This window comes from Mucilaginibacter agri (genome assembly GCF_009928685.1).
GTDB classification, from domain to species: Bacteria; Bacteroidota; Bacteroidia; order Sphingobacteriales; family Sphingobacteriaceae; genus Mucilaginibacter; species Mucilaginibacter agri.
On sequence record NZ_WWEO01000041.1, the window covers coordinates 56683 to 79004 of the forward strand.

Annotated in this window: 21 protein-coding genes; 6 read left to right on the top strand and 15 right to left on the bottom strand. The window is 43.7% G+C overall.

Translation table 11 applies throughout. From position 1 onward, the window contains the following. Window positions 1-383: 383 nt before the first annotated feature. Window positions 384-2360, bottom strand: a complete 1977-nt coding sequence (locus tag GSY63_RS07510; protein WP_166585182.1) for an alpha-ketoacid dehydrogenase subunit alpha/beta — start codon at window positions 2358-2360, stop codon at window positions 384-386. Window positions 2361-2418: 58 nt separating this feature from the next. Here GSY63_RS07510 and GSY63_RS07515 point away from each other — a divergent pair, with 58 nt between their 5' ends. Beyond that, complete coding sequence (locus GSY63_RS07515) at window positions 2419-3258, top strand: DUF4198 domain-containing protein (protein WP_166585183.1); 840 nt, start codon at window positions 2419-2421, stop codon at window positions 3256-3258. Here GSY63_RS07515 and GSY63_RS07520 read toward each other — a convergent pair. From GSY63_RS07520 to GSY63_RS07575, 12 genes are all read right to left on the bottom strand, one after another. Then, on the bottom strand, window positions 3255-3812 hold the full coding sequence (locus GSY63_RS07520) for a dihydrofolate reductase family protein (protein WP_166585184.1): 558 nt from the start codon (window positions 3810-3812) through the stop codon (window positions 3255-3257). The two genes, GSY63_RS07515 and GSY63_RS07520, sit on opposite strands and share 4 nt — an antisense overlap. Continuing rightward, window positions 3812-5197: a LutB/LldF family L-lactate oxidation iron-sulfur protein gene (locus GSY63_RS07525; protein WP_166585185.1), complete on the bottom strand. Its 1386-nt coding sequence runs from the start codon at window positions 5195-5197 to the stop codon at window positions 3812-3814. The genes GSY63_RS07520 and GSY63_RS07525 overlap by 1 nt, the downstream gene beginning before the upstream one ends. 146 nt (window positions 5198-5343) lie before the next feature. Then, window positions 5344-6870 carry a M28 family peptidase gene (locus GSY63_RS07530; RefSeq protein ID WP_166585186.1) on the bottom strand — a complete coding sequence of 509 codons (1527 nt, stop codon included), beginning with the start codon at window positions 6868-6870 and terminating at the stop codon, window positions 5344-5346. A gap of 121 nt (window positions 6871-6991) precedes the next feature. Next, window positions 6992-7423 (bottom strand): ribose 5-phosphate isomerase B, encoded by a 432-nt coding sequence (gene rpiB / locus GSY63_RS07535; protein ID WP_166585187.1) that lies wholly within the window; start codon window positions 7421-7423, stop codon window positions 6992-6994. 4 nt (window positions 7424-7427) lie between these two features. After that, window positions 7428-8285: a twin-arginine translocase subunit TatC gene (gene tatC, locus GSY63_RS07540; protein WP_166585188.1), complete on the bottom strand. Its 858-nt coding sequence runs from the start codon at window positions 8283-8285 to the stop codon at window positions 7428-7430. Window positions 8286-8361: 76 nt separating this feature from the next. Continuing rightward, window positions 8362-9702, bottom strand: a complete 1341-nt coding sequence (gene accC, locus GSY63_RS07545; protein ID WP_166585189.1) for an acetyl-CoA carboxylase biotin carboxylase subunit — start codon at window positions 9700-9702, stop codon at window positions 8362-8364. Window positions 9703-9892: 190 nt separating this feature from the next. Next, window positions 9893-10372 carry an acetyl-CoA carboxylase biotin carboxyl carrier protein gene (gene accB, locus GSY63_RS07550; protein WP_166585190.1) on the bottom strand — a complete coding sequence of 160 codons (480 nt, stop codon included), beginning with the start codon at window positions 10370-10372 and terminating at the stop codon, window positions 9893-9895. Between the two features lie 76 nt (window positions 10373-10448). Then, complete coding sequence (locus GSY63_RS07555; protein WP_166585191.1) at window positions 10449-11438, bottom strand: beta-ketoacyl-ACP synthase III; 990 nt, start codon at window positions 11436-11438, stop codon at window positions 10449-10451. Between the two features lie 17 nt (window positions 11439-11455). After that, entirely contained in the window at window positions 11456-12394 is a 939-nt protein-coding gene (plsX, locus tag GSY63_RS07560) for a phosphate acyltransferase PlsX (protein WP_166585192.1), read from the bottom strand. Window positions 12395-12408: 14 nt separating this feature from the next. After that, window positions 12409-12600: a 50S ribosomal protein L32 gene (gene rpmF, locus GSY63_RS07565; protein ID WP_166585193.1), complete on the bottom strand. Its 192-nt coding sequence runs from the start codon at window positions 12598-12600 to the stop codon at window positions 12409-12411. Window positions 12601-12617: 17 nt separating this feature from the next. After that, window positions 12618-13142, bottom strand: a complete 525-nt coding sequence (locus GSY63_RS07570; RefSeq protein WP_166585194.1) for a YceD family protein — start codon at window positions 13140-13142, stop codon at window positions 12618-12620. A 489-nt stretch (window positions 13143-13631) separates the two neighbouring features. Then, on the bottom strand, window positions 13632-14009 hold the full coding sequence (locus GSY63_RS07575; RefSeq protein ID WP_166585195.1) for a DUF6249 domain-containing protein: 378 nt from the start codon (window positions 14007-14009) through the stop codon (window positions 13632-13634). 406 nt (window positions 14010-14415) lie between these two features. Here GSY63_RS07575 and GSY63_RS07580 point away from each other — a divergent pair, with 406 nt between their 5' ends. The 4 genes from GSY63_RS07580 (at window position 14416) to GSY63_RS07595 (ending at window position 17019) form a co-directional block, all read left to right on the top strand. Then, on the top strand, window positions 14416-14997 hold the full coding sequence (locus GSY63_RS07580; protein WP_166585196.1) for an RNA polymerase sigma factor: 582 nt from the start codon (window positions 14416-14418) through the stop codon (window positions 14995-14997). After that, window positions 14994-15512 carry an anti-sigma factor family protein gene (locus tag GSY63_RS07585; protein ID WP_166585197.1) on the top strand — a complete coding sequence of 173 codons (519 nt, stop codon included), beginning with the start codon at window positions 14994-14996 and terminating at the stop codon, window positions 15510-15512. The genes GSY63_RS07580 and GSY63_RS07585 overlap by 4 nt, the downstream gene beginning before the upstream one ends. Before the next feature lie 443 nt (window positions 15513-15955). After that, on the top strand, window positions 15956-16384 hold the full coding sequence (locus GSY63_RS07590; RefSeq protein WP_166585198.1) for a hypothetical protein: 429 nt from the start codon (window positions 15956-15958) through the stop codon (window positions 16382-16384). A 74-nt stretch (window positions 16385-16458) separates the two neighbouring features. Continuing rightward, window positions 16459-17019 carry a hypothetical protein gene (locus GSY63_RS07595; protein ID WP_166585199.1) on the top strand — a complete coding sequence of 187 codons (561 nt, stop codon included), beginning with the start codon at window positions 16459-16461 and terminating at the stop codon, window positions 17017-17019. 397 nt (window positions 17020-17416) lie between these two features. On the opposite strand, the gene GSY63_RS07600 is transcribed toward GSY63_RS07595, so the two are convergent. Together GSY63_RS07600 and amaB are read right to left on the bottom strand one after the other, a co-directional pair. After that, window positions 17417-19054: a S8 family serine peptidase gene (locus GSY63_RS07600; RefSeq protein ID WP_166585200.1), complete on the bottom strand. Its 1638-nt coding sequence runs from the start codon at window positions 19052-19054 to the stop codon at window positions 17417-17419. 22 nt (window positions 19055-19076) lie between these two features. Then, on the bottom strand, window positions 19077-20615 hold the full coding sequence (gene amaB, locus GSY63_RS07605) for an L-piperidine-6-carboxylate dehydrogenase (protein ID WP_166585201.1): 1539 nt from the start codon (window positions 20613-20615) through the stop codon (window positions 19077-19079). A 245-nt stretch (window positions 20616-20860) separates the two neighbouring features. On the opposite strand from amaB, the gene GSY63_RS07610 reads away from it, so the two are divergent. Beyond that, window positions 20861-22264: a tetratricopeptide repeat protein gene (locus GSY63_RS07610; protein ID WP_166585202.1), complete on the top strand. Its 1404-nt coding sequence runs from the start codon at window positions 20861-20863 to the stop codon at window positions 22262-22264. The last annotated feature ends 58 nt before the right edge of the window (window positions 22265-22322 follow it).

A 22322-nucleotide genomic window follows, 5' to 3' on the forward strand; every position in this document is an offset into this window, starting at 1 on the left:
GTTGCTATGAACTTACAGTGGTTGGGCACTGCCTGTGGTTGCCGCAACATTGCCAATGCTGCACGAGGAGAGGTTATGTTAAGATAGGAGTTGGTTCGGCTCGATGAAAAGAGTCTAACCCCTGCGCGCGGTGGCCCAGACGCAAAAGCGGGGTCGAGGGTTGGATTTGTGCGGTGGAGCTTTTTTACGTCTTCATCTTTTGGTTACTTTTGGATCAAGCCAAAAGTAACAGCCCAACCCGCGGCGATTGAGCGGGACTGACTTAAATTACAGCACAAACAAATGATCTGGGTGATTACGTTCATTAAAGCACAGTCTCTGTCGGTCGGGGATTGCTTCGTTCCTCGCCATGACGTAGTTTTTTAAAACAAATTGCATATTTTCTAATATCTCAATAACCTCTCGATTGCCTCTTCCAATTGTGCATTAGCTAAGAACTGCTTTTCTAAGCCTGCATCCATAGGCACGGCTGTATCCAGGCTGGCGCAGCGCATAATGGGGGCATCTAAATAGCGGAAGCAATGTTCGGTGAGAGTAGCGGAAATCTCTGCGCCGAAGCCGCAGGTAAGCGTATCTTCGTGAAGTATTAAAGCTCTACTGGTTTTTTGAACCGAGGCTATACATGCTTGCTTGTCCCAGGGCTGCAGGCTGCGGAGGTCGATAATCTCTACAGAAACTTCGGGATGTTTATTAGCTTGTTCGATAGCCCAATGCACACCCATCCCATAGGTAATGATGGTTGCATCCTTACCTTCGCGCACGGTTTTCGCTTTGCCTATTTCTACATAGTAATCGCCATCGGGCACGGCGTCTGTTAAAGTGCGGTACAAGTATTTATGTTCAAAATACATTACCGGGTTCGGGTCGTCAATGGCGGCCATTAACAGCCCTTTGGCGTCAGCAGGTGTTGCCGGATAAACTACTTTTAGTCCGGGTGTTTTAGTAAACCAGGCCTCATTGCTTTGCGAATGAAATGGTCCGGCTCCTGTACCTGCTCCGGCGGGCATGCGGATTACCACATCGGCATTTTGCCCCCAGCGGTAGTACGATTTGGCAAGGTTATTTACAATCTGATTAAAGCCCACGCTTACAAAATCGGCAAACTGCATTTCTATTACCGATTTATAACCGTTGATGGCTAAACCCAACCCGGCTCCTAAAATGGCCGATTCACACAGCGGGGTATTACGCACTCGTTCTTTACCAAACTCTTTCATAAAGCCATCGGTAATTTTAAATACGCCGCCGTAGTCGGCAATATCCTGCCCCATCAGCACCAGGTTAGGAAAGTTTTGCATCGATAACCGCAGCGCATCGCCAATGGCATCCATGTAGCGCCTTGGTGTGCTCGAGCCTTCGCTTATATTTGTGGCTGGCGTGTGGGCTTTATACATGTCTGCCAGTTCGATATCAACGTCTGGTATTATATCGGGCTCCTGCATGGCCTTTTCTACCTCAGCCTCAATCTTGGGCACAAAATCATTAAAGGTATAGCTCACCCACTTGGGTTCTAATATATTTTGGCTTATGAGGTATTTCTCATAGCTGGTTACCGGGTCTTTTGCCCGCCAGCTGTCCAACAAATGCTGCGGAACATATTTTGTTCCCGAGGCCTCCTCGTGTCCGCGGCGACGGAAAGTGAGGCACTCAATCAATACCGGTCGGGGATTTTGCCGGATGCTTGTAGCCAGCTCGTTGATGGTGTGATAAACTTCGAGCAGGTTATTGCCATCTATCTGCCGGCCTTCAATACCGTAGCCTTTAGCACGGTCTACCAGGTTTTCGCATTTGTATTGCTCATTGGTAGTGGTAGATAAGGCATACCCATTATTCTCTATCAAAAATATAACCGGTAGGTTCCAAACAGCAGCTACATTAATGGCCTCGTGAAAATCGCCTTCACTGGTAGCGCCCTCGCCTGTGAAAACCAAGGTAGCTTTCTTTTTACCGGCCAATACATCGGCCAAGGCAATACCCGTAGCCACAGCCATTTGCGGACCGAGGTGCGATATCATGCCCACAATTTTATAATGATGTGTGCCGAAATGGAAAGAGCGGTCGCGGCCTTTAGTAAAGCCTGCTGCTTTGCCCTGCCATTGCGCCATCAGGTTAAATAAAGGTATATTGCGGGCGGTAAATACACCAAGGTTACGGTGCATAGGCAATATAAACTCGTCGGGTTGCATGGCTAAAGTGCTGCCTACAGCAATTGCTTCTTGCCCTATACCCGAAAACCATTTACCAATGCGGCCTTGCCGTAACAAAACCAGCATCTTTTCTTCTATAAGCCTTGGCCACACAATTGCTTTGTAAAAGTTCAGCAAAGTGTCATGACTTAGGTCTTTACGGTCGAAATCCATAGAGCTAAACTAATGAAATTTTAAAACTTTGTATGTTTGCCCAATTATCCTTCTAAATATGAAAAACGTTCTACTTACATTAATATTTTTAACCTTCGCTGCCGGAGCTGCTCACAGTCAATTTTTATTGCCCGAAGATTTTTTTCCTCACAAAGGCGATAACCTCAATCTGCATTTACTAAGCGGCGAAAGTTTCGGAAAGGGACAGGAGCAAAAGTTCGATCCAAAGAGAACGGCTAAAGTACTGTTGCTGGACGGCGGAAAACCAAATGATTTGACCAGCCTGATTAAGCTAGGCGAAGTATCCACTGTAAATGCCAAGCTGGAGAGTGCCGGCGTGGCTATGTTAGCTGTTGTTGAGCAAAGCGCTGACGATATTGACCGTAAAGAATTTATAAACTACCTAACCAACGCCGGGCAAGACAAAGCAGTTGACGGCTTGAAACAGTTTCAACAAAGCTTCAGATTAAAAAGCACCAATATCTTAAAAACACTGGTAGCCGTAGAAAAAAATGGTGGTGGCGTACAGGAGAAACCTCTAAAAGAAGATTACGAAATTATCCTGAAGCAAAATCCTTACAAAGGTAGCTATGGCGACGATGTTACCGGGGTATTGCTGTTTAAAGGAGAACCTATCAAATCGGAAAAAGTAACACTGATTATCCGTAGCCCGCGCGGTGTTGAGTTTCCGCAGCTTTTGGCTACCGACGAAAAAGGACTATTTTATTTTAAACTTAGCCGCGAAGGCACTTACATGTTACAATCGCTGCATATGGAGCCTGCTAAAGATCAAACGCTTGATTTTGAGAGCTGGCAAACATCATTCACTTTTGCGTTTAGCAGCAACAATACTATGCCGAATACTTATAAAGAGTTTGGCCTGGGCAATATGCACTAGTAGCCTACTCCGGCTATTTGATCAAGATCGAATTTGGGAAGTATCTGGTACCTTAATTGCACCAGGCCGCTCGAATAGGGTATTGTTTCAATCAGTTGCAGATCGGTGCGTTCTGTAATAGATTGGAACAATGCTTTACCACCTCCCAATATAGTTGGATGTACAGAAAGTAAAAACTCATCTATCAATCTGTTCTCCATAAAGCTACTTACCAGGGCGGCACCGCCGAAGAGCCAGATGTTTTTACCATCGAGATTTTTGATAGCCTTCACATCTCCAACGAAACTAGCATTTGAGATAATTTCTATGTTATCGTGCTGCACTTCGGCCAGCGTATCCGAAAACACATACATTTTGTTGGCGTTGAAGTGGTTGATGTCGCCGGTAGAGCTGATGAGCTCATAACTTTTGCGCCCTAAAAACAACGTGTCTATATCACCGAAAAATTCGGTTAGCCCATAATCCTGATCCATCAGGCACCAATCGTACTCGCCATTTGGGCCTTCAATAAAACCATCCAGGCTTACAGCCAGGTTCAAGATCACTTTACGCATTACTGAGCTTCGTTATGTTGTTTTTTCCATTGCTCGGTAAACGACTGATCTGCCACTTTGGGAAGTTCTCGATATTGACCGAAGCTCTTCTTAAAGAAAGTTTTTAGCAAAATGTTTTTGGTTTTACCCTTAAAAAAGTCCACCCACTTGCGGTTAAGCATTGCCTTTTTGAACATGCTCCAACCCCATTGTTCTTTTTTAGTAACCAGCTGCTCTCTTACCGCATCACGACGGTTAAGCAATAGCATTTTATGGATATCTATTTTAACAGGGCAAACTTCGGTACAGCGCCCGCAAAGGCTCGAAGCATAGCTAAGATGTTTAAACTCCTTCATCCCTTGCTCGTGCGGGGTAATAACGGAGCCTATAGGCCCGCTATAGGTGGTGTTATAACTATGTCCGCCGATGTTTTTATAAACGGGGCAAGCATTTAAGCAGGCTCCGCAACGAATGCAATATAACCCCTGGCGTTGGTCTTTTTGGGCGAGCAGATCGGTACGGCCGTTATCCAGTAAAATAACATACATTTCCTCCGGACCGTCGGATTCTCCCGGCTGCCTTGGGCCGCTTAAAATGCTATTATAAACTGTAAGATTTTGACCGGTGCCGTGTGTAGAAAGCATTGGCCAGAATAAGCCCAGATCACTCAACGCGGGGATAATTTTTTCGATACCCGCAATGGCAATATGTATTTTGGGAAACGAGGTACTTAAACGCGCGTTACCTTCATTTTCGGTAATGGCAATGCTTCCGGTATCGGCAATTAAGAAATTAGCCCCGGTAATACCTACATCGGCCTGCACATACTTTTCTCTGAGCAACTCGCGTGCTTTCATGGTCAGTTGCTCGGGCGTTGCATCTATCGGCGTGCCGAACCGTTGGTTAAACAGCTCTGCTATGTTCTCTTTAGAGAGGTGCATGGCAGGTGTTACGATATGGTAGGGCTTTTGGCCGAGTAACTGTACAATATATTCGCCCAGATCTGTTTCGAGCGACTCGATATGGTGACTTTCCAAAAACTCGTTAAGGCCAAGCTCCTCAGTGGTCATAGATTTTGACTTCACTACCGTTTTAGCCCCGGCGCGCTGAATAATGTTCAGGATCTCACGGTTGGCTTCTTCGGCATCATTGGCCCAAATTACCTTGCCACCCCTACGTTGGAAATTTGCCTCGAACTCGGGCAAAAATTTATCCAGGTTTTCCATTACCCGCCACTTGATCACATGCGATTTGCGCTTGGCATAATCGAGGTTAATCATTCTGGCGAGGCCTTTAGCCACGGCAGCATCATACTTACCAATATTATAATTGATAATCCTCCGGTGCTCAAGGTCAAAAGCCTTATGGTCCGATGCTACGTCAAATTCTTCGGCAATGGTAGGCATATCAGCTAAATTAAATTTTTTGCAGGTAATAAAAGAAAAAAGCGGCTCGAGGCCGCTTTTTTCTTTTATTGGAGTCGGGAAGTCAATGAGTCTGAAAGATCTCAATCAACTCCTTTTTTCGGACTTTACTAACTTTCGGACCAATATTATTTACTTTCTGTAACCACGTCAACTACCGGGCGTTGGTCGCGGTTGGCTAAATCCCAGCCGGTGTAAAATACCAGTTGCGCACGTTTAACTAACAACGGGAAGTTGATTTTGCTTACTTCGTCGCCTGGTTTGTGGTAATCCTGGTGCTCGCCATCGAAATAGAAAATGATCGGCACATTGTGTTTAGCGAAGTTATAGTGGTCAGAACGATAGTAAAAACGGTTCGGATCGTTAGGATCGTCATATTTATAGTCTAATACCAGGTTAGTGTATTTGGTATTAGCTTCCTCGTTTACTTTATGTAGCGTGGTACTTAGCATGGCCGAACCAATTACGTAAACATAATCAGACGAATCTGCTTTGCCCTGATGCTCAAAGCCGGTACGGCCAATCATATCAATATTTAAATCGGCAATGGTGCGATTTAAAGGAATAACCGGATGATCGGTATAGTACTCCGAACCTAGTAAGCCTTTTTCTTCGCCCACGTTACCTAAAAACAAAATGCTGCGGCGCGGGCCGTGGCCTTGCTTTTTAGCTTGAGTAAATGCTGTTGCAATTTCGAGGATACCTGTTGTACCAGAACCATCATCGTCGGCACCGTTGTTAACTTTATCCGGGCCATTAGGGTTTAAACCAATGTGGTCGTAGTGTGCCGAAAATACCAACACTTCGTCTTTTAACTTAGCGTCAGAACCTGGCAGAAAGCCTACCACGTCAACCGCTTTAGCGTCTTTAGTAATGTATTGGTAGTTTACCGTAATGGCAGCTTTAACAGTTTGAACCTGCGCAGCCTCTACAATTTGGGCATACGTTTTACCACTGTTTTTCAGTAACTGATCGGCAATAGCGCCAGTGATGCTGAAATAAGGGACAGTAGCATTTGCTGTAGCGCCATCCTTTTTCAAGGCAATACGCTCGGCCCCGTTAACACCACGCATACGCGCGTTGCTACTGGCTACTAAAATAAGCGCCGGTTTTTTAGCTTGTAAGGTTTTTAACACACCCATAAAACGGGCTGCAACTTGTCTGAAACTTTCGTTAGAGCCTGCTTTGGTTTCGTTAGCGACCAAAACAACTTTACCGGCAATATCTGTATTACCCAAATCAACGTCGGTGGCAGCTCCGATAAATACTACTTCGCTGGCATTGATAGTACCATTGGCAGTAATGCCACCGGCAGTATAATCTTTTCCATAAACAGGTTGCGAGCCGTTAACATCAAATGAGGTTACTTTGGCTGATGTTGAGGTAAGCGGTACATCTAAAAAGTATGAGCCATTGTTTGCACCCTGCAGGCCTAGTTTTTTAAATTCGTTAGAGAGATAATTGGCCGCCATATCGGCACCGCGGGTTCCTGTTTCGCGGCCTTCAAACTCGTCTGAGGCAATAATGCTCAGGTGCTTGGTGGCATCTTTTACGGTGATGTAGCCCGCAAACTTTTCGGCTACCGGATCTTTTTGTGCATAAGTGCAATTAACAAAAGCCAATGCACAGGCACTTAAGAATAATACTTTCTTCATTTTGATTAATAAGGGTTCGAGCTTGGGTCGGTATCGACTAAGCATTAACCACAAATATTGCAATTTTTGCAATATCGATTTATAACTTTATTGATACTTAAAGCTGGTATGTTACTGGAAATTAGCACGAAATTTTCCCCACTCGGGTAGCATGGCGGCCGCCTTCAAATTCGGTGGTTAAAAAGGTCTCGGTAATAGCTTTTGCTTCTTCTATGGTCACAAACCTCGCCGGGATGCACAGTACATTAGCGTTATTATGCAAGCGTACCAATGTTGCAACCTCGGTATTCCAGCATAAGCCTGCGCGGATTCCCTGGTGTTTGTTGGCTGTTATGGCCACACCATTTGCACTGCCGCATATAAGGATACCCAAGTCAAATTCACCATTTTCAACAGCACTGGCAACTGGGTGGGCAAAATCTGGGTAGTCTGCCGAGTCACTGCTGTAGGTGCCAAAGTCTTTTACTTCGGCAACATCCAGAAACGCTTGTATTGCTTGTTTATATTCAAAGCCGGCGTGGTCGGCACCGATGGCAATTTTAAGATCTTTCATTAATTTAAGCTTCCTGGGCCTGTCTAAGTTTTCTTTTTTCTACAGTACCAGCTACAACAATACCCACTTCATAAAGTACAAATAATGGTATACTTACTACGGTCATGGTAAGCATATCTGGCGTTGGTGTAATAACCGCAGCTATGATAAGGATGATTACAATAGCATAGCGGCGCCCTGCACGCATAAACTTTACGGTAAGAATACCAAGGTTTGATAAAATATAAATTAGGATAGGTAATTCAAAAACGATACCCGTTGCCAATGTAAGTGTGGCAACCGAAGATAAATATGAATCGACGGTAAAAGTATTCTCTATCTCCTTACTTACGCTGAGGTTAGCTAAAAAGCTAATAGATTCCGGCACGATAACATAATAACCAAATAGTATCCCGATAATAAACAATAAGGATGCGTAGAATACAAAACCGCTGGCTGCTTTACGTTCTTTCTCGTGGAGAGCGGGCTTAATAAAACGCCAGATTTCCCACAGCAAATAAGGAAAACCCAGGGTAATGCCTATTATCAAAGCCGAGTTGATTTCCAGCGTAAACTGGCCGGCCATTTCTGTATTTATAATTTTGCCCGGAATTTTATCAATACAAAAACCAGGCCTGTGGAGTGCCTCGCCAAGTTTACAAAGCATTCGATACGTCCAAAATGTTGGCTTTTTAGGCCCCATAATAATCGTGTCGAATATAAAATCGTAATAAATAAATGCCACTATCATGAAAATTATAATGGCAATTGAGGCACGAATCAAATGCCAACGAAGTTCTTCGATGTGGTCAAAAAATGACATCTCGGCCTCCATCGATTTACTTTTTTCTTTGATGGCCTTTACTATTCTATTATCGCTCATGTGTTCGGAAACAAAAATACCATTCTATTTATATTTAGAATGGTATGTAAAATTATAATCTATATACGGAAAATCGTTACTCAGCGTACTCAAATGTTTCCATAAATTTTGTGGTAAAGTTACCAGCCCTAAAATTAGGGTCTTGCAGCAATTGCAAGTGGAACGGAATGGTGGTTTTTACACCCTCTATCACAAATTCAGACAGTGCGCGCTCCATGGTGTTCAAAGCTTCTTCGCGGGTTTGGGCCACACAGATCAGCTTGGCAATCATCGAGTCGTAATTTGGCGGGATAATGTAACCAGTGTATACGTGCGTATCAACCCTTACACCATGGCCACCCGGAGAGTGGAAGTTGGTAATTTTACCCGGTGAAGGGCGGAAATTATTAGAAGGGTCTTCGGCATTTATACGGCACTCAATAGCGTGCATGGTTGGTTCGTAGTTTTTGCCCGAGATAGGGATACCCGCTGCAACCTTAATCTGTTCTTTGATCAGGTCGAAGTTGATTACCTCTTCGGTTACCGGGTGCTCTACCTGGATACGGGTGTTCATCTCCATAAAGTAGAAGTTGCGGTGTTTATCAACCAAAAATTCTACAGTACCGGCACCTTCGTATTTAACGGCTTTAGCACCTTTAATAGCAGCTTCGCCCATTTTTTTACGCAGTTTTTCTGTCATAAATGGCGAAGGGGCTTCTTCAACCAATTTCTGGTGACGACGCTGAATAGAGCAATCGCGCTCAGATAAATGGCAAACTTTACCGTATTGATCACCCACTACCTGTATCTCAATGTGGCGTGGATCTTCTACGTATTTTTCTAAGTATAAACCGTCGTTGCCAAAAGCAGCGCCAGATTCGGCACGGGCAGAATCCCAGGCCGGTTCAAAGTCCATATCATTCCAAACCACACGCATACCTCGGCCACCACCACCGGCGGTAGCTTTAAGTATAACAGGGTAGCCAATTTTGTTGGCAATGGTAATACCTTCTTTAACGGTGGTTAACAAACCTTCAGAACCAGGGATAGTTGGTACACCAGCCTTTTTCATGGTAGCTTTGGCCGAGGCCTTATCACCCATAGCGTTGATCTGATCGGCAGTTGCACCGATAAATTTAATACCGTACTCGGCGCAAATAGCAGAGAACTTGGCATTCTCTGATAAGAAACCATAACCCGGATGAATTGCATCGGCGTTGGTTAATTCTGCAGCTGAGATAATATTTGGAATATTTAAGTAAGAGTCGCGGCTGGCCGGCGGACCGATACAAACTGCCTCATCTGCAAAACGCACATGAAGGCTGTCACGGTCGGCGGTTGAATATACAGCTACGGTTTTAATGCCCATCTCTTTACAGGTACGTATGATACGCAGGGCAATTTCACCTCTGTTAGCTATTAATATCTTTTTAAACATGCTTTTAATTTGTTGATTTGTCAATTAGCTAATTTGTTAATTGTAATCATCGCTTAATAGTGATCATCAACAAGGGGCGCAAATTAACTAATTGATTGACAAATAATCGTTTTATTAATCTGTCAATTATTAGGTATCTGTATAACAAGGCTCATTAACAAATTGCCAAATCACCTCATTAACAAATTAATTACATCGGTTCTACTAAATATAAAGGTTGATCGTACTCAACAGGTGATGCATTATCAACTAATACTTTTACGATACGGCCAGAAACTTCTGATTCTATTTCGTTGAACAGTTTCATAGCCTCGATGATACATAATACGGTACCTGGCTTAATCTCGTCGCCAACGTTAACAAACGAAGGTTTTTCTGGGGTAGAAGAGCGGTAGAAAGTACCGATCATTGGCGATTTAACGGTGATGTAATTTGATGCATCTGCCGCTGGCGCTGCTGCAACCGGAGCCGCCGCGTGTTCAACCACAGTAGTAGCTACAGGAGCTGGCGCTGCAGCCGCCGCTGGTAATGCCGGAATAGTAGCATTAACGTAGGTAGGAGCCTGCTGCGTTTTTATCGTGATTTTAAATTCTTCCTGCTCAATTGAGACTTCGCTTACACCTGCTTTGGCAACAAAGCGAATCAAATCCTGTATTTGTTTAATATCCATGTTTAAGTGAAAAATTGGTTGGATAAAGATTAAATATCTAAGTTATAACAAAATAAACGAAAAAAGTTGAGCGAAATTAATACGCCCATTTGATGTACATGGCGCCCCAGGTAAACCCACCGCCAAAAGCAGCAAGCACCAGGTTATCGCCTTTCTTAAATTTGCTTTCCCACTCCCATAAACAAAGCGGTATGGTACCGTTGGTGGTATTACCAAAACGCTCTATGTTAATAATAACCTTATCTGAGTTTACACCCATACGGTTTGCGGTAGCATCTATAATACGTTTATTTGCCTGGTGTGGTACCAGCCATGCAACATCGTCAGACTGGAGGCTGTTGCGCTCCATTACTTCGGCTGCAACATCGGCCATGTTGGTAACGGCAAACTTAAATACGGTTTTACCCTCCTGGTAGGCATAATGTTCGTTCGCATCAACGGTTGCATGCGTTGCCGGGTGTAGAGAACCACCGGCTTTCATGTTTAAAAACTCGCGGCCCGAGCCATCGGTTTTTAAAACAGAGTCTAAAATTCCGAAACCTTCTGTATTAGGCTCAAGCAGGGCACAGCCACAGCCATCGCCAAAAATAATGCAGGTTGCGCGGTCCTGATAGTTAATGATAGACGACATTTTATCGCCACCTACTACCAATACCTTTTTATAACGGCCGCTCTCTATAAAAGAAGCGCCGGTAGCTAAACCAAACACAAAGCCAGAGCAAGCAGCCTGCAAATCGTATCCCCACGCATTTTTAGCGCCTACTTTATCTGCTAAAATATTTGCCGTAGCCGGGAAAGGCATATCTGGTGTGGTAGTACAAAAAATTATAAGTTCAATTTCTTCGGCAGAAATGCCGCGTTTTTCGAGCAGGCCTTTTACGGCTGGTACGGCAAGGTCTGAAGTGGCAAGGCCCTCGCCTTTGAGGATACGACGCTCTTTAATACCAGTACGACTGGTAATCCATTCGTCGTTTGTATCTACCATTGTTTCCAGCTCCTGGTTAGTAAGTACATAGTCGGGTACGTAACCATTTACAGCTGTAATAGCAGCATGTATTTTTTGCATTTTATATAAATATCTTGTTACTGAAAAGCCTGTTTTATTTTCTCAATCAAACCGCTCTCAACCATATCTCTTGATAAAAGCACCATATTTTTAATAGCTTCGGGGTTAGAGATGCCATGCCCTACCACAACAGGGGCATTAACACCCAAAATAGGGCTGCCACCATATTGCTCATAGTTAAAGCGATCAAAGAATTCGTCCCTCAGGCCCTTTTTCATGGTAATCACGTAAAAAGACTCGGCCATTTTCAATATTACATTACCGGTGAAACCATCGGCAACAATTACATCGGCGTGATCACTAAAAATATCACGCCCCTCCACATTCCCCACAAAGTTAAACAGCTCAGTTTCCTTCATTAAAGGATAGGTGGCCAAGGCAAGCATATTGCCTTTCTCCTCCTCTTCGCCAATATTAACCAGGGCAACGCGGGGTGTTTTAATGTTGTAGATAAGCTCGGCGTAGATGCTGCCCAACACGCCAAATTGCAGCAATGTTTCGGGCTTGCAATCGGCATTGGCACCTACATCCAACAAAATACCCAAACCGCCTTTCAGTTTGGGTACAATGGATGCCATGGCAGGGCGGATAACGCCCGGAATACTTTTTACGCTAAATACAGAACCCACAAGCATGGCGCCTGTGTTTCCGGCCGATGAGAAGGTATCGATCTGGCCCTCTTTAAGCATTTTAAAGCCTACGCTTATGCTCGAATCGGGTTTCTGAACGATTGCTTTGGTTGGATGTTCGCCCATGCCTATCACCTCGGTGGTATGCACAAACTCAAATTTATCAGCACTAAAACCCTGCTCTTCGAGCAAGGCTAAAGCCGTTGGCTTGTCACCAATAAGTACAAGCTGATGATCTGCTGATAATACTTTACAGGCTTCAATTGCCCCTAAAACGGTTGCTTTGGGAGCGTAATCACCGCCCATAATATCCAAGCCAATCTTCATTTCGGAAAATTAACTTAAGCTACTGCAGTTTTTTCAACAAGGATTTTGCCGTTGTAGTAAAGGTTACCATCAACAGTATAAGCTCTGTGTGGTAAATGCACAGTGCCAGTTGTTTGACAAGTTGTTAAACCTGGAGCTTCTGCTTTGTAATGCGTTCTGCGCTTATCTCTTCTCGATTTCGAAAATTTCCGTTTTGGATTTGGCATAACTTTCTATTTTATGATCATTTAAATTTTTTGAGTGCATCCCACCGTGGGTCATGCTGCTCATTGTTTGTTTCACTTCCACCCTCCAGTTGTTTTAACCTGTCGAGCATTTCTTTATCACAATATGGGGTATTCCCCTCGTCGTTGCACCGCGTAAAAAACGGCACCGCAACGGTTACATATTCATATATTAACCCTGCAACGTTTATTTCAAAATCGTTTTTTTTCAGGGTGATGATCTCCTCATCCTCGTCTATTTCCTCGTCGGCAAACTTAGCGATCTGCTGCTCGTGTATATCCAGCGGTTGCGGATATGGCGATAAGCATTTGTCGCAAGTAAGGTCGATACTGCCGGTAATTTTAAAGTCGAGAATAAGCATTGTTTCCTGCTTATCCAGTTCAACCGTGCATTGCAGGTTGGCCTTCTTTACCAGCGAGTATTCAAACTCGTCGAAAAAAGCATCTGTTATAGCATACTCAAAAAGATGCTTCCCAAGCTTAAGGCCTGTAAAAGGAATCGAATATGTTTTTAACGATTTCAATGAGCGATAATTAGCCCGCAAATGTAGGGATTTTTTCAACAAACCGAAAACGTTTTTTCGGAATTGTTTTTTAGGTCGATTTTAAGCGGCGGAAAGGGGATAAAAGAGGAGGGGATGAATGAAATTCTAACACCTGTTTTCGCCAGTAAAGTTTCTATTAGCTTCTTAACGTTTGTTGGTTAATTACTTGCGGAAGGACGATGCTGTTGTTAACGATGAACGGTTGTGTCATTATTATTGTCAGCCCGCTCATAGCCACGGAGGCCTAGTTACTTTTGGCTTGATCCAAAAGTAACCAAAAGATCAAGACAGAAAAAAGCTCCAACGCACAGGCCTGCCCTCGGCCCCGCTTTTCTGTCTGGCCGCCCCTCTTAAAACAACGACGTTTAAGAAAAAGAAGGGTATTATCCTTATTCTCAATATTTCGTATCCATCAAAAAAGCCTCCCGGCTTGCACCGGGAGGCTTTTAACACAACAACATCAAATTTTTATTCTTCTATCTTAAATTCGTCGGCGTTGTTTTTGGCAGACGGCATCTCTTTCTTTTCGATAAGGTAAGAGATAAATAAGCCTAAGCCACCAAATACCGCTATGAGTGAAAAGTAAATCGCTTCGTTATCGCTGTCGTTACCAAAAGCGGTACGATCTAACAGGTAAGCTAAAAACAAACCCAAACCAGAGCCAATTAATAGCAAGCCCCATTTAAGGTTTTGAAAAGGAGCCGATTGCGGCTTGTAACGGCGGGGGTCCATACCTCGCTCTATCATGGCCATGCGCTCGCGTTTGTACAAATAAACGATACCAAAGATTGTTAAGAACATTGCAGTTGGTACCACGATCGGAATCAGTATTTCTGGGCCTTCCATTGTAATTTATATTTTAATTGTTTAAAAATTTTGTTTCGTTAAGCACACCCTAACTGGTGTATTTGTAAGCTATGACTACCTGTTTTTAAACGAGGTTACACCTTGATTGAAAAAAATTAAAAAGAGTCAAGAATCGAGAATCAAGAGACAAGAGTGTAATATATAGTGGCAGTGGTGAGTGGCAGTATGTGAGAAGACAATGGGCTATCAACCATAAACTTTAAGTATATATAGTATATAAACATCCGCCAAAAACTATTGACCAATGACTAATGACTATTAATCAATGAACTTTCTGCTAGGAACCATGATCTATCAACCATAAACTATAAATACCCGATAAATAACTTATTTTTACATCACCTGTAACCTGGCAATTAAACCGCGCGTCAGAGAGCTATATACAATGCAAAGTAAGCTAACCGACATAGAACTGATAGAACAGACCCTGAGTGGTAACCAGGCGGCTTATGCCGATTTGGTGAAACGCCATCAGCGTTTTGTTTTTACGTTGGCTATGCGTTTTGCCAAAAGCCGCGAGGATGCCGAAGAAATTGCGCAAGATTGCTTTATAAAGGCCTACCGGTCGCTATCGAGCTTTCAGCAGCAATCTAAATTCAGTACCTGGCTTTACAGTATTGTGTACACTACGGCCATGACATTTCTGCGTAAAAAGCGGGTGGACACCTCGTCTATCGACGATGAGAATGTGTACCTTCAATTAGAAAACCAGGGAGGAAGTTTCGACAACAACCTGGCAGAAAAGAAATCGCGGTCGTATTATGTTAACCAGGCTATATCGCAGCTACTGCCCGATGATGCAACCATTATCACCTTGTTTTACAACGGGGAACAGTCGCTGGAAGAAATTGCCGAAGCTTTAGGTATGGAGGCCAATACCGTTAAAGTTAAATTATTTAGGGCCAGGCAGCGTTTGAAAGAGAAATTAGAGAAGCTGTTAAAACACGAAGCTAAAGAACTGATATGAACAGCATAGAAGAAAAACTTTGGAATTATATTGATGGCACCTGCACGCCCGAGGAGCAGCAGGCCATTAGTATGCTGATAGAAACTGATGAGGTTTATCGCAGCCAGTACGAAGAATTGCTAGCCCTTAACCAGGAGTTTAGCAACCTGGAGCTGGACGAACCGCCTATGGCCTTTACCTACCGGGTGATGGAAGCCATACGTACCGAAGAAGCCGCAGTGCCGCTTAAAGCAGCTATTAACAAAAATATTATCCGCAGCCTGTTTGCCGTATTTGGGTTTATTATAGCTGCCGTTATCATATATGCCCTGTTTACAATTAATTGGAGCGCCGGCAGCACTGGTACCGCAAGCCTTAATTTACCCGAAGTTAAATTACCTGTAAACTTGCCACCTGCTAAAAATGTACTAAGCAGCGCACCTGTATTAAAAGCATTTTTCTTTTTTGATGTGGTACTTGGCTTATTTTTCTTCGACGCTTACCTGCGCAAGCAGCGTGCGGCCAAACAGTTTTAGGCCTGTTTTACCGAAATGTGTACACGAGTGTATAACATTGTAAACACTATGTGTACAAAATTCTACCATCTTAGTGTAATGGAATTCCCCACAAAAGCCTCTTGAGCATCTCAAGGGGCTTTTGACGTTTTAAGACTGTGTTATTTTGACACAATACTTTTGGTACAGTAATTGTATTACCATACACGAACTGGTAAACTTACCGGTTTAATTGTGATAAGGTTTAGGTTGAAAGTCCCCCGGTGCAAGACTGGGGGGCTTTTTATTTATACACAGTTTTTTGCGAGTCTTTATAGTTACCTATTTTAATTTTGTCATCCCGAGCGATAGCGAGGGATCTTCTACTCTTTATAATAAGGCTTCTCACATCTATCCTGGTGCCAAATTGCAGATTTACTGAATTTTACCGTATAATTGCCTACCAATTTACCAAACCTATTATCATGAAAATTACCACGACAGCGGCCCTGCTAATTGTAGTTTTATGCCTATTTTTCTTATCGGCATGTAAGAAAAACAAGCCGGCAGAAGAAATTCATATCGAACAACCACCTTCAAATAACATTATTGGCACCTGGAATCATATCGAATATTTTGCAGGATATTCTTTAGGTGGAGATTTTAAATGGCACCCCGTAACATCAGTTGAAGCCGGTATCTCCGTATTTAACGCCGATAGTAGTTTCTTTACCAACTCTGTTCCCAGTTCCAATTTTCCAGCTTCCTTCAGCATAAAAAACGGGAAGCTTTATATTAAATTTAAAACGTATACCGATGATCTTCTTTTAGAGAAACTCACCCAGGATACCCTAATTACAAGCCGCAGGGTTGATGAAGGAAAGATAAAATATAAGTATTTGAGGGTTAATTGATTGAGGCTGCAAAACAGTTTCCTCCCACGGGAAATTGGGGAAGGGTTTATACATATTACGTGGAGAGACTAAAAATGAAAACGATATTAACCATTCTATTTATAGCTATAGCTTCCGCCACGCATGCTCAGCAAATTTATTCGGCTGGAACAATGAAGGGTGCAAGTCACACCTACATTGTCAAGACAAGAGATTTTCCATCAAACAGGCCACTGGTATCCATTGCGAATACTCAAAATAAAACAAGTGAGCAGCGCATGAAAAGCAACCGGCTCGATTATGTAGATCCGGTACTTTTAGGTGTGAAAATAAACAATGCCGCTTTAAACAATATTTTTAAGGAGGAAATTGAGCCGTCGGTTTTTCAGCGGCTAGCCGCTGACGCTCAGAATTATGTAGGCCTGATCATACATTTTAAACAAGATGGTAGCGTACTGGATATGACATTTTCAACCCAGCAGACCTCTCCTATAACCCTGCGTATGTTTGAAAAGATTGAAGACCGGATAAAAGCTGAAATTACCGCCACCTTTAATCAAGACAAAATCCCGGCCATTGGGGCACCTGCTTACACTACCTTCAATTTCATCAGTCAATCCTATGTTATTTACTTTTATAAACTTAGGGAGCTTTAAAGGCCTTCCCGATAGCAACACACGCTGTCGCAAGTTTAGCACAGCGTAACTTGTGACAATATCTACTGTAAGCTTCCAGCTTACGTAAGGTGAAACCTTACCACATGTTAACCATTGGTTGAAAACCTGCGGTAGCGAGAGTAAGCCACAAACCGGCACGCTTGAAGTAGCCAAGGGCTTTTTGCTGACATCAGCATGGCAGCAAAAATACTTTTAAGTAGGTAAAAGTGGACGAGTAGCTGGTTTTAATGACTTAAAAGTCATCGATTCATCAATTTGACTATCAGTTAGACAACCCCATTTTCGAGCAAAATAATGACTTTTACGTCGGATTCCCGCGGACGACGTGGTCGATCCGATCCACGATCCACCACAACATGAAAATAAGGCATCAGTCCTACTTGCGCTCGCCCTTCATTTTCGAGGCTATCTGCACCGCTTCGTAAGCGTTTACTATACCGCCGCTTTTACATAGGGTGGCAAAATCAACTTTCTCTTTGGTGCCCGGCTTGTTAACCATCATGCCCGTTAACGGGTGTGCCGATTGCATCAACACCTGCTTTAACTGGCGGGCACTTAGGTCGGGATAGTATTCTAATACCAGCGCGGCTATACCTGCCGTAATGGGTGATGAAAAGCTGGTGCCATCTTCGGTCTGTGTTTCGGCGTTGATGGTTACCGAAGTTACTTGTACACCAGGTGCAAATAAATCAACATTCTTTTTACCATAGTTGGTAAAGTCGGCCGCCAAGGCATCGTCGGCTTTCATACCCGATGCGCCTACGTTGATGAGGTAATCTGCATCAGTGGCCGAGCCATCTAAGAAAGTATCGTTTGGATAGTCGGGCACGTCGTCAACATTCTGGCTGTCGTTGCCTGATGCCAGCACTAGCAGCACATCGTGCGCACCGGCATATTTTATGGCGGCGTCAACCCAATCCTTATGCGGAGATAGTTTTTTGCCGAAGCTCATGTTGATGATCTTGGCGCCATTGTTAACAGCATAATAAATAGCGTTGGCTACGTCCTTATCATACTCATCACCATCAGGCGAAGCCACTACGGACATGATGCGTACATTGTCGGCCACCCCATTAATACCATACCCATTATCGCGTACAGCGCCTATAAAACCCGCCACCATGGTGCCGTGGAAGGATTGGTCGGACTTTAAAATATTGTTGCCGTAAGGTTTATCTCTAAGCACATCGGGATTATCTCCTACCGTGCGTTTGCGCATATCCAGATCAGGGCTAATGTCATTGTTCAGTTTGGCGATGTATTCAGAGTAGTCTTTTAAAATCTTAACACTGGTCGCTTTGTCGCCGGCAGCGGAAAGTGTGGCATTCCACAAAAACTTAACATCTTTCAGCGTGTCATTAGTGGCGTGTACGCGGTTCAAATCCTCCAACGTAAAACTTTGGTCGGCTTTAAGTTTCAGTGCCTTTTTAATGATACCGCTGGTTTCAACCAGGGCGCTCATTATTGGGGTAAGCTGTTTAAGCTCGCTGCTGGCCTTGTCTACTGTCGAATCGCGCAGATGCTTCACGTGCAGCCAATAGGTATATTCCTTTTTATCGGTAGCGGTGGTCGCCGTAGCATTAATGTATTTAGGCTTCAGGCGCTCGTACTCGCGTACTTCTTCGGATGTTTCCTTACAATCGCATTTGTTCTCCGGTCCGCCTAAAAAGTTCCAGCCGTGTATATCGTCAACATAGCCGTTATTGTCGTCATCTTTGCCGTTACCGGGCTTTTCTTTAGGGTTAACCCATAAAACGGATTGCAGATCTTTTTGGGCGGTATCAATGCCGCTATCTATTGTGGTTACAACAACCGTTTTACTTTTTTTGCCTTTTAAAAACTGGTAGGCTTGGTTAAGGCTAATACCATAATAGCCATCGGCTTTAGCATCGAGTGTAAACCAATTGTTGGGCACCGGAGCATCGGTAGCCCGGTCTTGTGCATCGGAAGAAAAGGAAGTTAATAAGCTTAAACAAATAACATAACCGGCAACACGCGCAAAAAAAACATTCATTAAAATAACAGCAATATATGGTCTACAGATCAAATTTTATACCCTGGGCCAATGGTAAATTGGCAGAGTAGTTAATGGTATTGGTTTGACGGCGCATATACGATTTCCAGGCATCAGAACCCGATTCGCGGCCTCCGCCAGTCTCTTTCTCGCCACCAAAAGCCCCCCCAATTTCGGCACCCGACGTTCCAATGTTTACATTAGCTATCCCGCAATCAGAACCCGCAAATGATAAAAATTGTTCAGCCTCCCGTAAATTATTAGTAATTACAGATGATGACAAACCCTGAGGCACACCGTTTTGGAGTGCGATAGCCTCATCAATGGTTTTATACTTAATAAGGTAGAGTATCGGAGCAAAAGTTTCGTGCTGTACAATATCGAAGTGATTCTCTACCTCTGCAATGCAAGGCTTCACATAACAACCCGATGCATAAGCTTCGCCTTCCAACACACCGCCTTCTACGATAAATTTACCGCCCTGGGCTTTGCAAGCTTCAATCGCCGCCAAATAAGTGTTAACAGAATCGTGATCAATCAGCGGACCCATGTGGTTATGCTCATCAAGCGGGTTGCCTATGCGGATCTGAGCATAAGCACTTGCCAACTTTTGTTTCAAAGCCTCATACTTGCTTTCGTGGATAATTAATCTGCGTGTTGAGGTGCAACGTTGCCCGGCTGTACCCACAGCACCGAACACCGCGCCAACCAAAGCAATCTCATCGTTAGCGTGCTCGCTGACAATTACGGCATTGTTGCCGCCGAGCTCTAACAGGTATTTTCCCAACCGTTGGGCCACGGTAACGGCTACGGCTTTACCCATGCGGGTTGAGCCCGTTGCAGATACCAGAGCGATGCGTGAATCGGCTGCCAGTCGCTCGCCGATGTTGCGATCTCCGATAACCAGGCACGATACGCCTTCGGCAATATTATTTTTAGCAAACACCTGTTGTACAATGTACTGGCAGGCAATTGCGGTTAAAGGTGTTTTTTCTGATGGTTTCCAAACGCACACGTTACCACATACCCAGCTCAACATACTGTTCCAGCTCCAAACTGCAACCGGAAAGTTAAATGCTGAAATAATACCAACAACTCCCAGCGGGTGGTATTGATCATACATACGGTGGTTAGCGCGTTCCGATTGCATGGTCGATCCATACAACTGACGGCTTAACCCTACAGCAAAATCGCAGATATCGATCATTTCCTGTACTTCGCCCCAACCCTCTTGCAGGCTTTTGCCCATTTCGTACGAAACCAGTTTGCCCAGTTCGTCTTTATTTTCGCGCAAAGCAACTCCTATTTGGCGTACAATTTCGCCACGCTTTGGTGCTGGCAGGGTACGCCATTGCTTAAATGCTTCAGTTGCTTTATCAGCTACGGCATCGTAATCGGCCTCTGTTGCCATTTGCACAGCTGCTATCTTTTTACCGTCAACCGGCGAAATAATTTCTTTAACAAAAGCCCCTTCACTGCTGCCCCAATGGGCACCAGTACTAAAAGCAGGGTTTATAGCGTTAATATTAAAATGATGGAGTACAGCTGCAATATCGACCATAACAAAAATTTTCTCCAAAGGTAAACATCTCACACAGGCATCCTATAACTGTTTGCTTAAAAGTTACAACGCAATAAATAGGAACTTAATATCAATCATTTACGAAAAGCGTGTGTTGAAAACGTTTATATGTTGAAAACTTAATTGTTTTATAAGGGTCTTATTATTGTAATTTAATTGACGAAAAGTGAAAGAAGATGTCACTTTTGCTGATATTACCAGTCTTAGTATAAAAAACCTATCGGATGGAAGAAGAATTTGAATTCGGTTTTACCGAGGATCCTAAGTTTTCCGTTGAAAGATACGAGGAAATGATCCGCAACCAAGATCAGTACTTTTTCGATGCACAGGCCTTTGAAAATATTATTGATTATTACATAGAGAAGAACGATCCGGCAAAGGCTTTACAGGTAGTAGAATACGCCCGCAACCAGCACCCCTTCGCGGCAGTGTTTTTAATAAAACAAGCACAGCTTTTAGTAGTAACCAACCGCATGTCTGAGGCATTTAGTGCCCTTGATAAAGCAGAAATGCTGGAAGCTTCTGAAGCTGACATTTACATTATACGGGGTAACCTGTATGAAAATATGGAGCGTTTTGCAGAAGCGCTGGAGAACTATGAAAAGGCCCTTGATATGGCCGAGGAGAAGGATGACATTCTGCTGCATATAGCGTACGTTTACCAAAGCATGGGCGACTATGAAGATGCAATATCGTACTTGAAACGCTGCCTGGAATACAATATGGAAAACCAGGATGCGCTGTATGAGCTGGCTTTCTGTTACGATGTAATGGACAACCAGCAAGAGAGCGTGCAGTTTTACATGCAGTACATTGATAATGAGCCTTACAGCTACGCAGCATGGTATAACCTGGGCAACGCCTACACCAAGCTCGGCCTGTTTGAGAAAGCTATCGATGCTTACGATTATGCCATATTAATTAAGGACAGCTTTGCATCGGCTTACTTTAATAAAGGCAATGCATTGGTTAACCTCGAAAAATTTGCGGAAGCTATTGAAGTATACCGCCAGACTTTCGAATACGAACAACCAAACGGCGACACCTATTGCGCAATTGGCGAATGCTATGAGAAACTGGAGCAAATGGACGAGGCGCGTTCGTTCTACAAGAAATCAGTTAGGCTGGATCCTAAATTGGCAGATGCCTGGTTTGGTATCGGTGTAACCTTAGATTTTGAAGAGCGTTACTTCGAAGCGCTGCACTTTTACAAAAAAGCACTGGATATAGATGCGCTTAATGCCGATTACTGGTTTGCCATTGCAGATGCCGAGTATAAATTAGGCAATATGGCCAAAGCCGAAGAAGCATACGAAAAAGTGGTTGAATTAAATCCGCTTGATGTTGATGCCTGGCTCGACTACTCGTCTATCATGTATGAGCAGGAGCGTTTGGTTGATGCTATTGAAGTGATGTCGCAGGCTATTAAGAACAACCCGGAATCGGCCGAGTTGTATTATCGTATGGTTGCTTACTTATTTGCCAAAGGCGAATACAATGAGGCATTGGCTCATCTCGAAATGGCCTTAACAGCCGACCCTGAGAAACACTATATTTTGTTTGATTATTTGCCTCAGCTGCAAAAAAACAAGATTATAGTGGATATCATTGCCCGCTATATGAAATAAAGTTATAATGACTTAGAAAAAACCAAACCAGTTTTACGGTTTGGTTTTTTTTGTGACC

Coding starts and splice junctions, on each gene's coding strand:
- accB (WP_166585190.1), bottom strand. CDS start 10,372: ATGGATATTAAACAAATACAGGATTTGATTCGCTTTGTTGCCAAAGCA.
- GSY63_RS07590 (WP_166585198.1), top strand. CDS start 15,956: ATGAAAATTACCACGACAGCGGCCCTGCTAATTGTAGTTTTATGCCTA.
- rpiB (WP_166585187.1), bottom strand. CDS start 7,423: ATGAAAGATCTTAAAATTGCCATCGGTGCCGACCACGCCGGCTTTGAA.
- GSY63_RS07595 (WP_166585199.1), top strand. CDS start 16,459: ATGAAAACGATATTAACCATTCTATTTATAGCTATAGCTTCCGCCACG.
- GSY63_RS07510 (WP_166585182.1), bottom strand. CDS start 2,360: ATGGATTTCGACCGTAAAGACCTAAGTCATGACACTTTGCTGAACTTT.
- GSY63_RS07600 (WP_166585200.1), bottom strand. CDS start 19,054: ATGAATGTTTTTTTTGCGCGTGTTGCCGGTTATGTTATTTGTTTAAGC.
- GSY63_RS07515 (WP_166585183.1), top strand. CDS start 2,419: ATGAAAAACGTTCTACTTACATTAATATTTTTAACCTTCGCTGCCGGA.
- GSY63_RS07610 (WP_166585202.1), top strand. CDS start 20,861: ATGGAAGAAGAATTTGAATTCGGTTTTACCGAGGATCCTAAGTTTTCC.
- GSY63_RS07530 (WP_166585186.1), bottom strand. CDS start 6,870: ATGAAGAAAGTATTATTCTTAAGTGCCTGTGCATTGGCTTTTGTTAAT.
- tatC (WP_166585188.1), bottom strand. CDS start 8,285: ATGAGCGATAATAGAATAGTAAAGGCCATCAAAGAAAAAAGTAAATCG.
- GSY63_RS07525 (WP_166585185.1), bottom strand. CDS start 5,197: ATGCCTACCATTGCCGAAGAATTTGACGTAGCATCGGACCATAAGGCT.
- GSY63_RS07555 (WP_166585191.1), bottom strand. CDS start 11,438: ATGCAAAAAATACATGCTGCTATTACAGCTGTAAATGGTTACGTACCC.
- amaB (WP_166585201.1), bottom strand. CDS start 20,615: ATGGTCGATATTGCAGCTGTACTCCATCATTTTAATATTAACGCTATA.
- GSY63_RS07580 (WP_166585196.1), top strand. CDS start 14,416: ATGCAAAGTAAGCTAACCGACATAGAACTGATAGAACAGACCCTGAGT.
- rpmF (WP_166585193.1), bottom strand. CDS start 12,600: ATGCCAAATCCAAAACGGAAATTTTCGAAATCGAGAAGAGATAAGCGC.
- plsX (WP_166585192.1), bottom strand. CDS start 12,394: ATGAAGATTGGCTTGGATATTATGGGCGGTGATTACGCTCCCAAAGCA.
- GSY63_RS07520 (WP_166585184.1), bottom strand. CDS start 3,812: ATGCGTAAAGTGATCTTGAACCTGGCTGTAAGCCTGGATGGTTTTATT.
- GSY63_RS07585 (WP_166585197.1), top strand. CDS start 14,994: ATGAACAGCATAGAAGAAAAACTTTGGAATTATATTGATGGCACCTGC.
- accC (WP_166585189.1), bottom strand. CDS start 9,702: ATGTTTAAAAAGATATTAATAGCTAACAGAGGTGAAATTGCCCTGCGT.
- GSY63_RS07575 (WP_166585195.1), bottom strand. CDS start 14,009: ATGGAAGGCCCAGAAATACTGATTCCGATCGTGGTACCAACTGCAATG.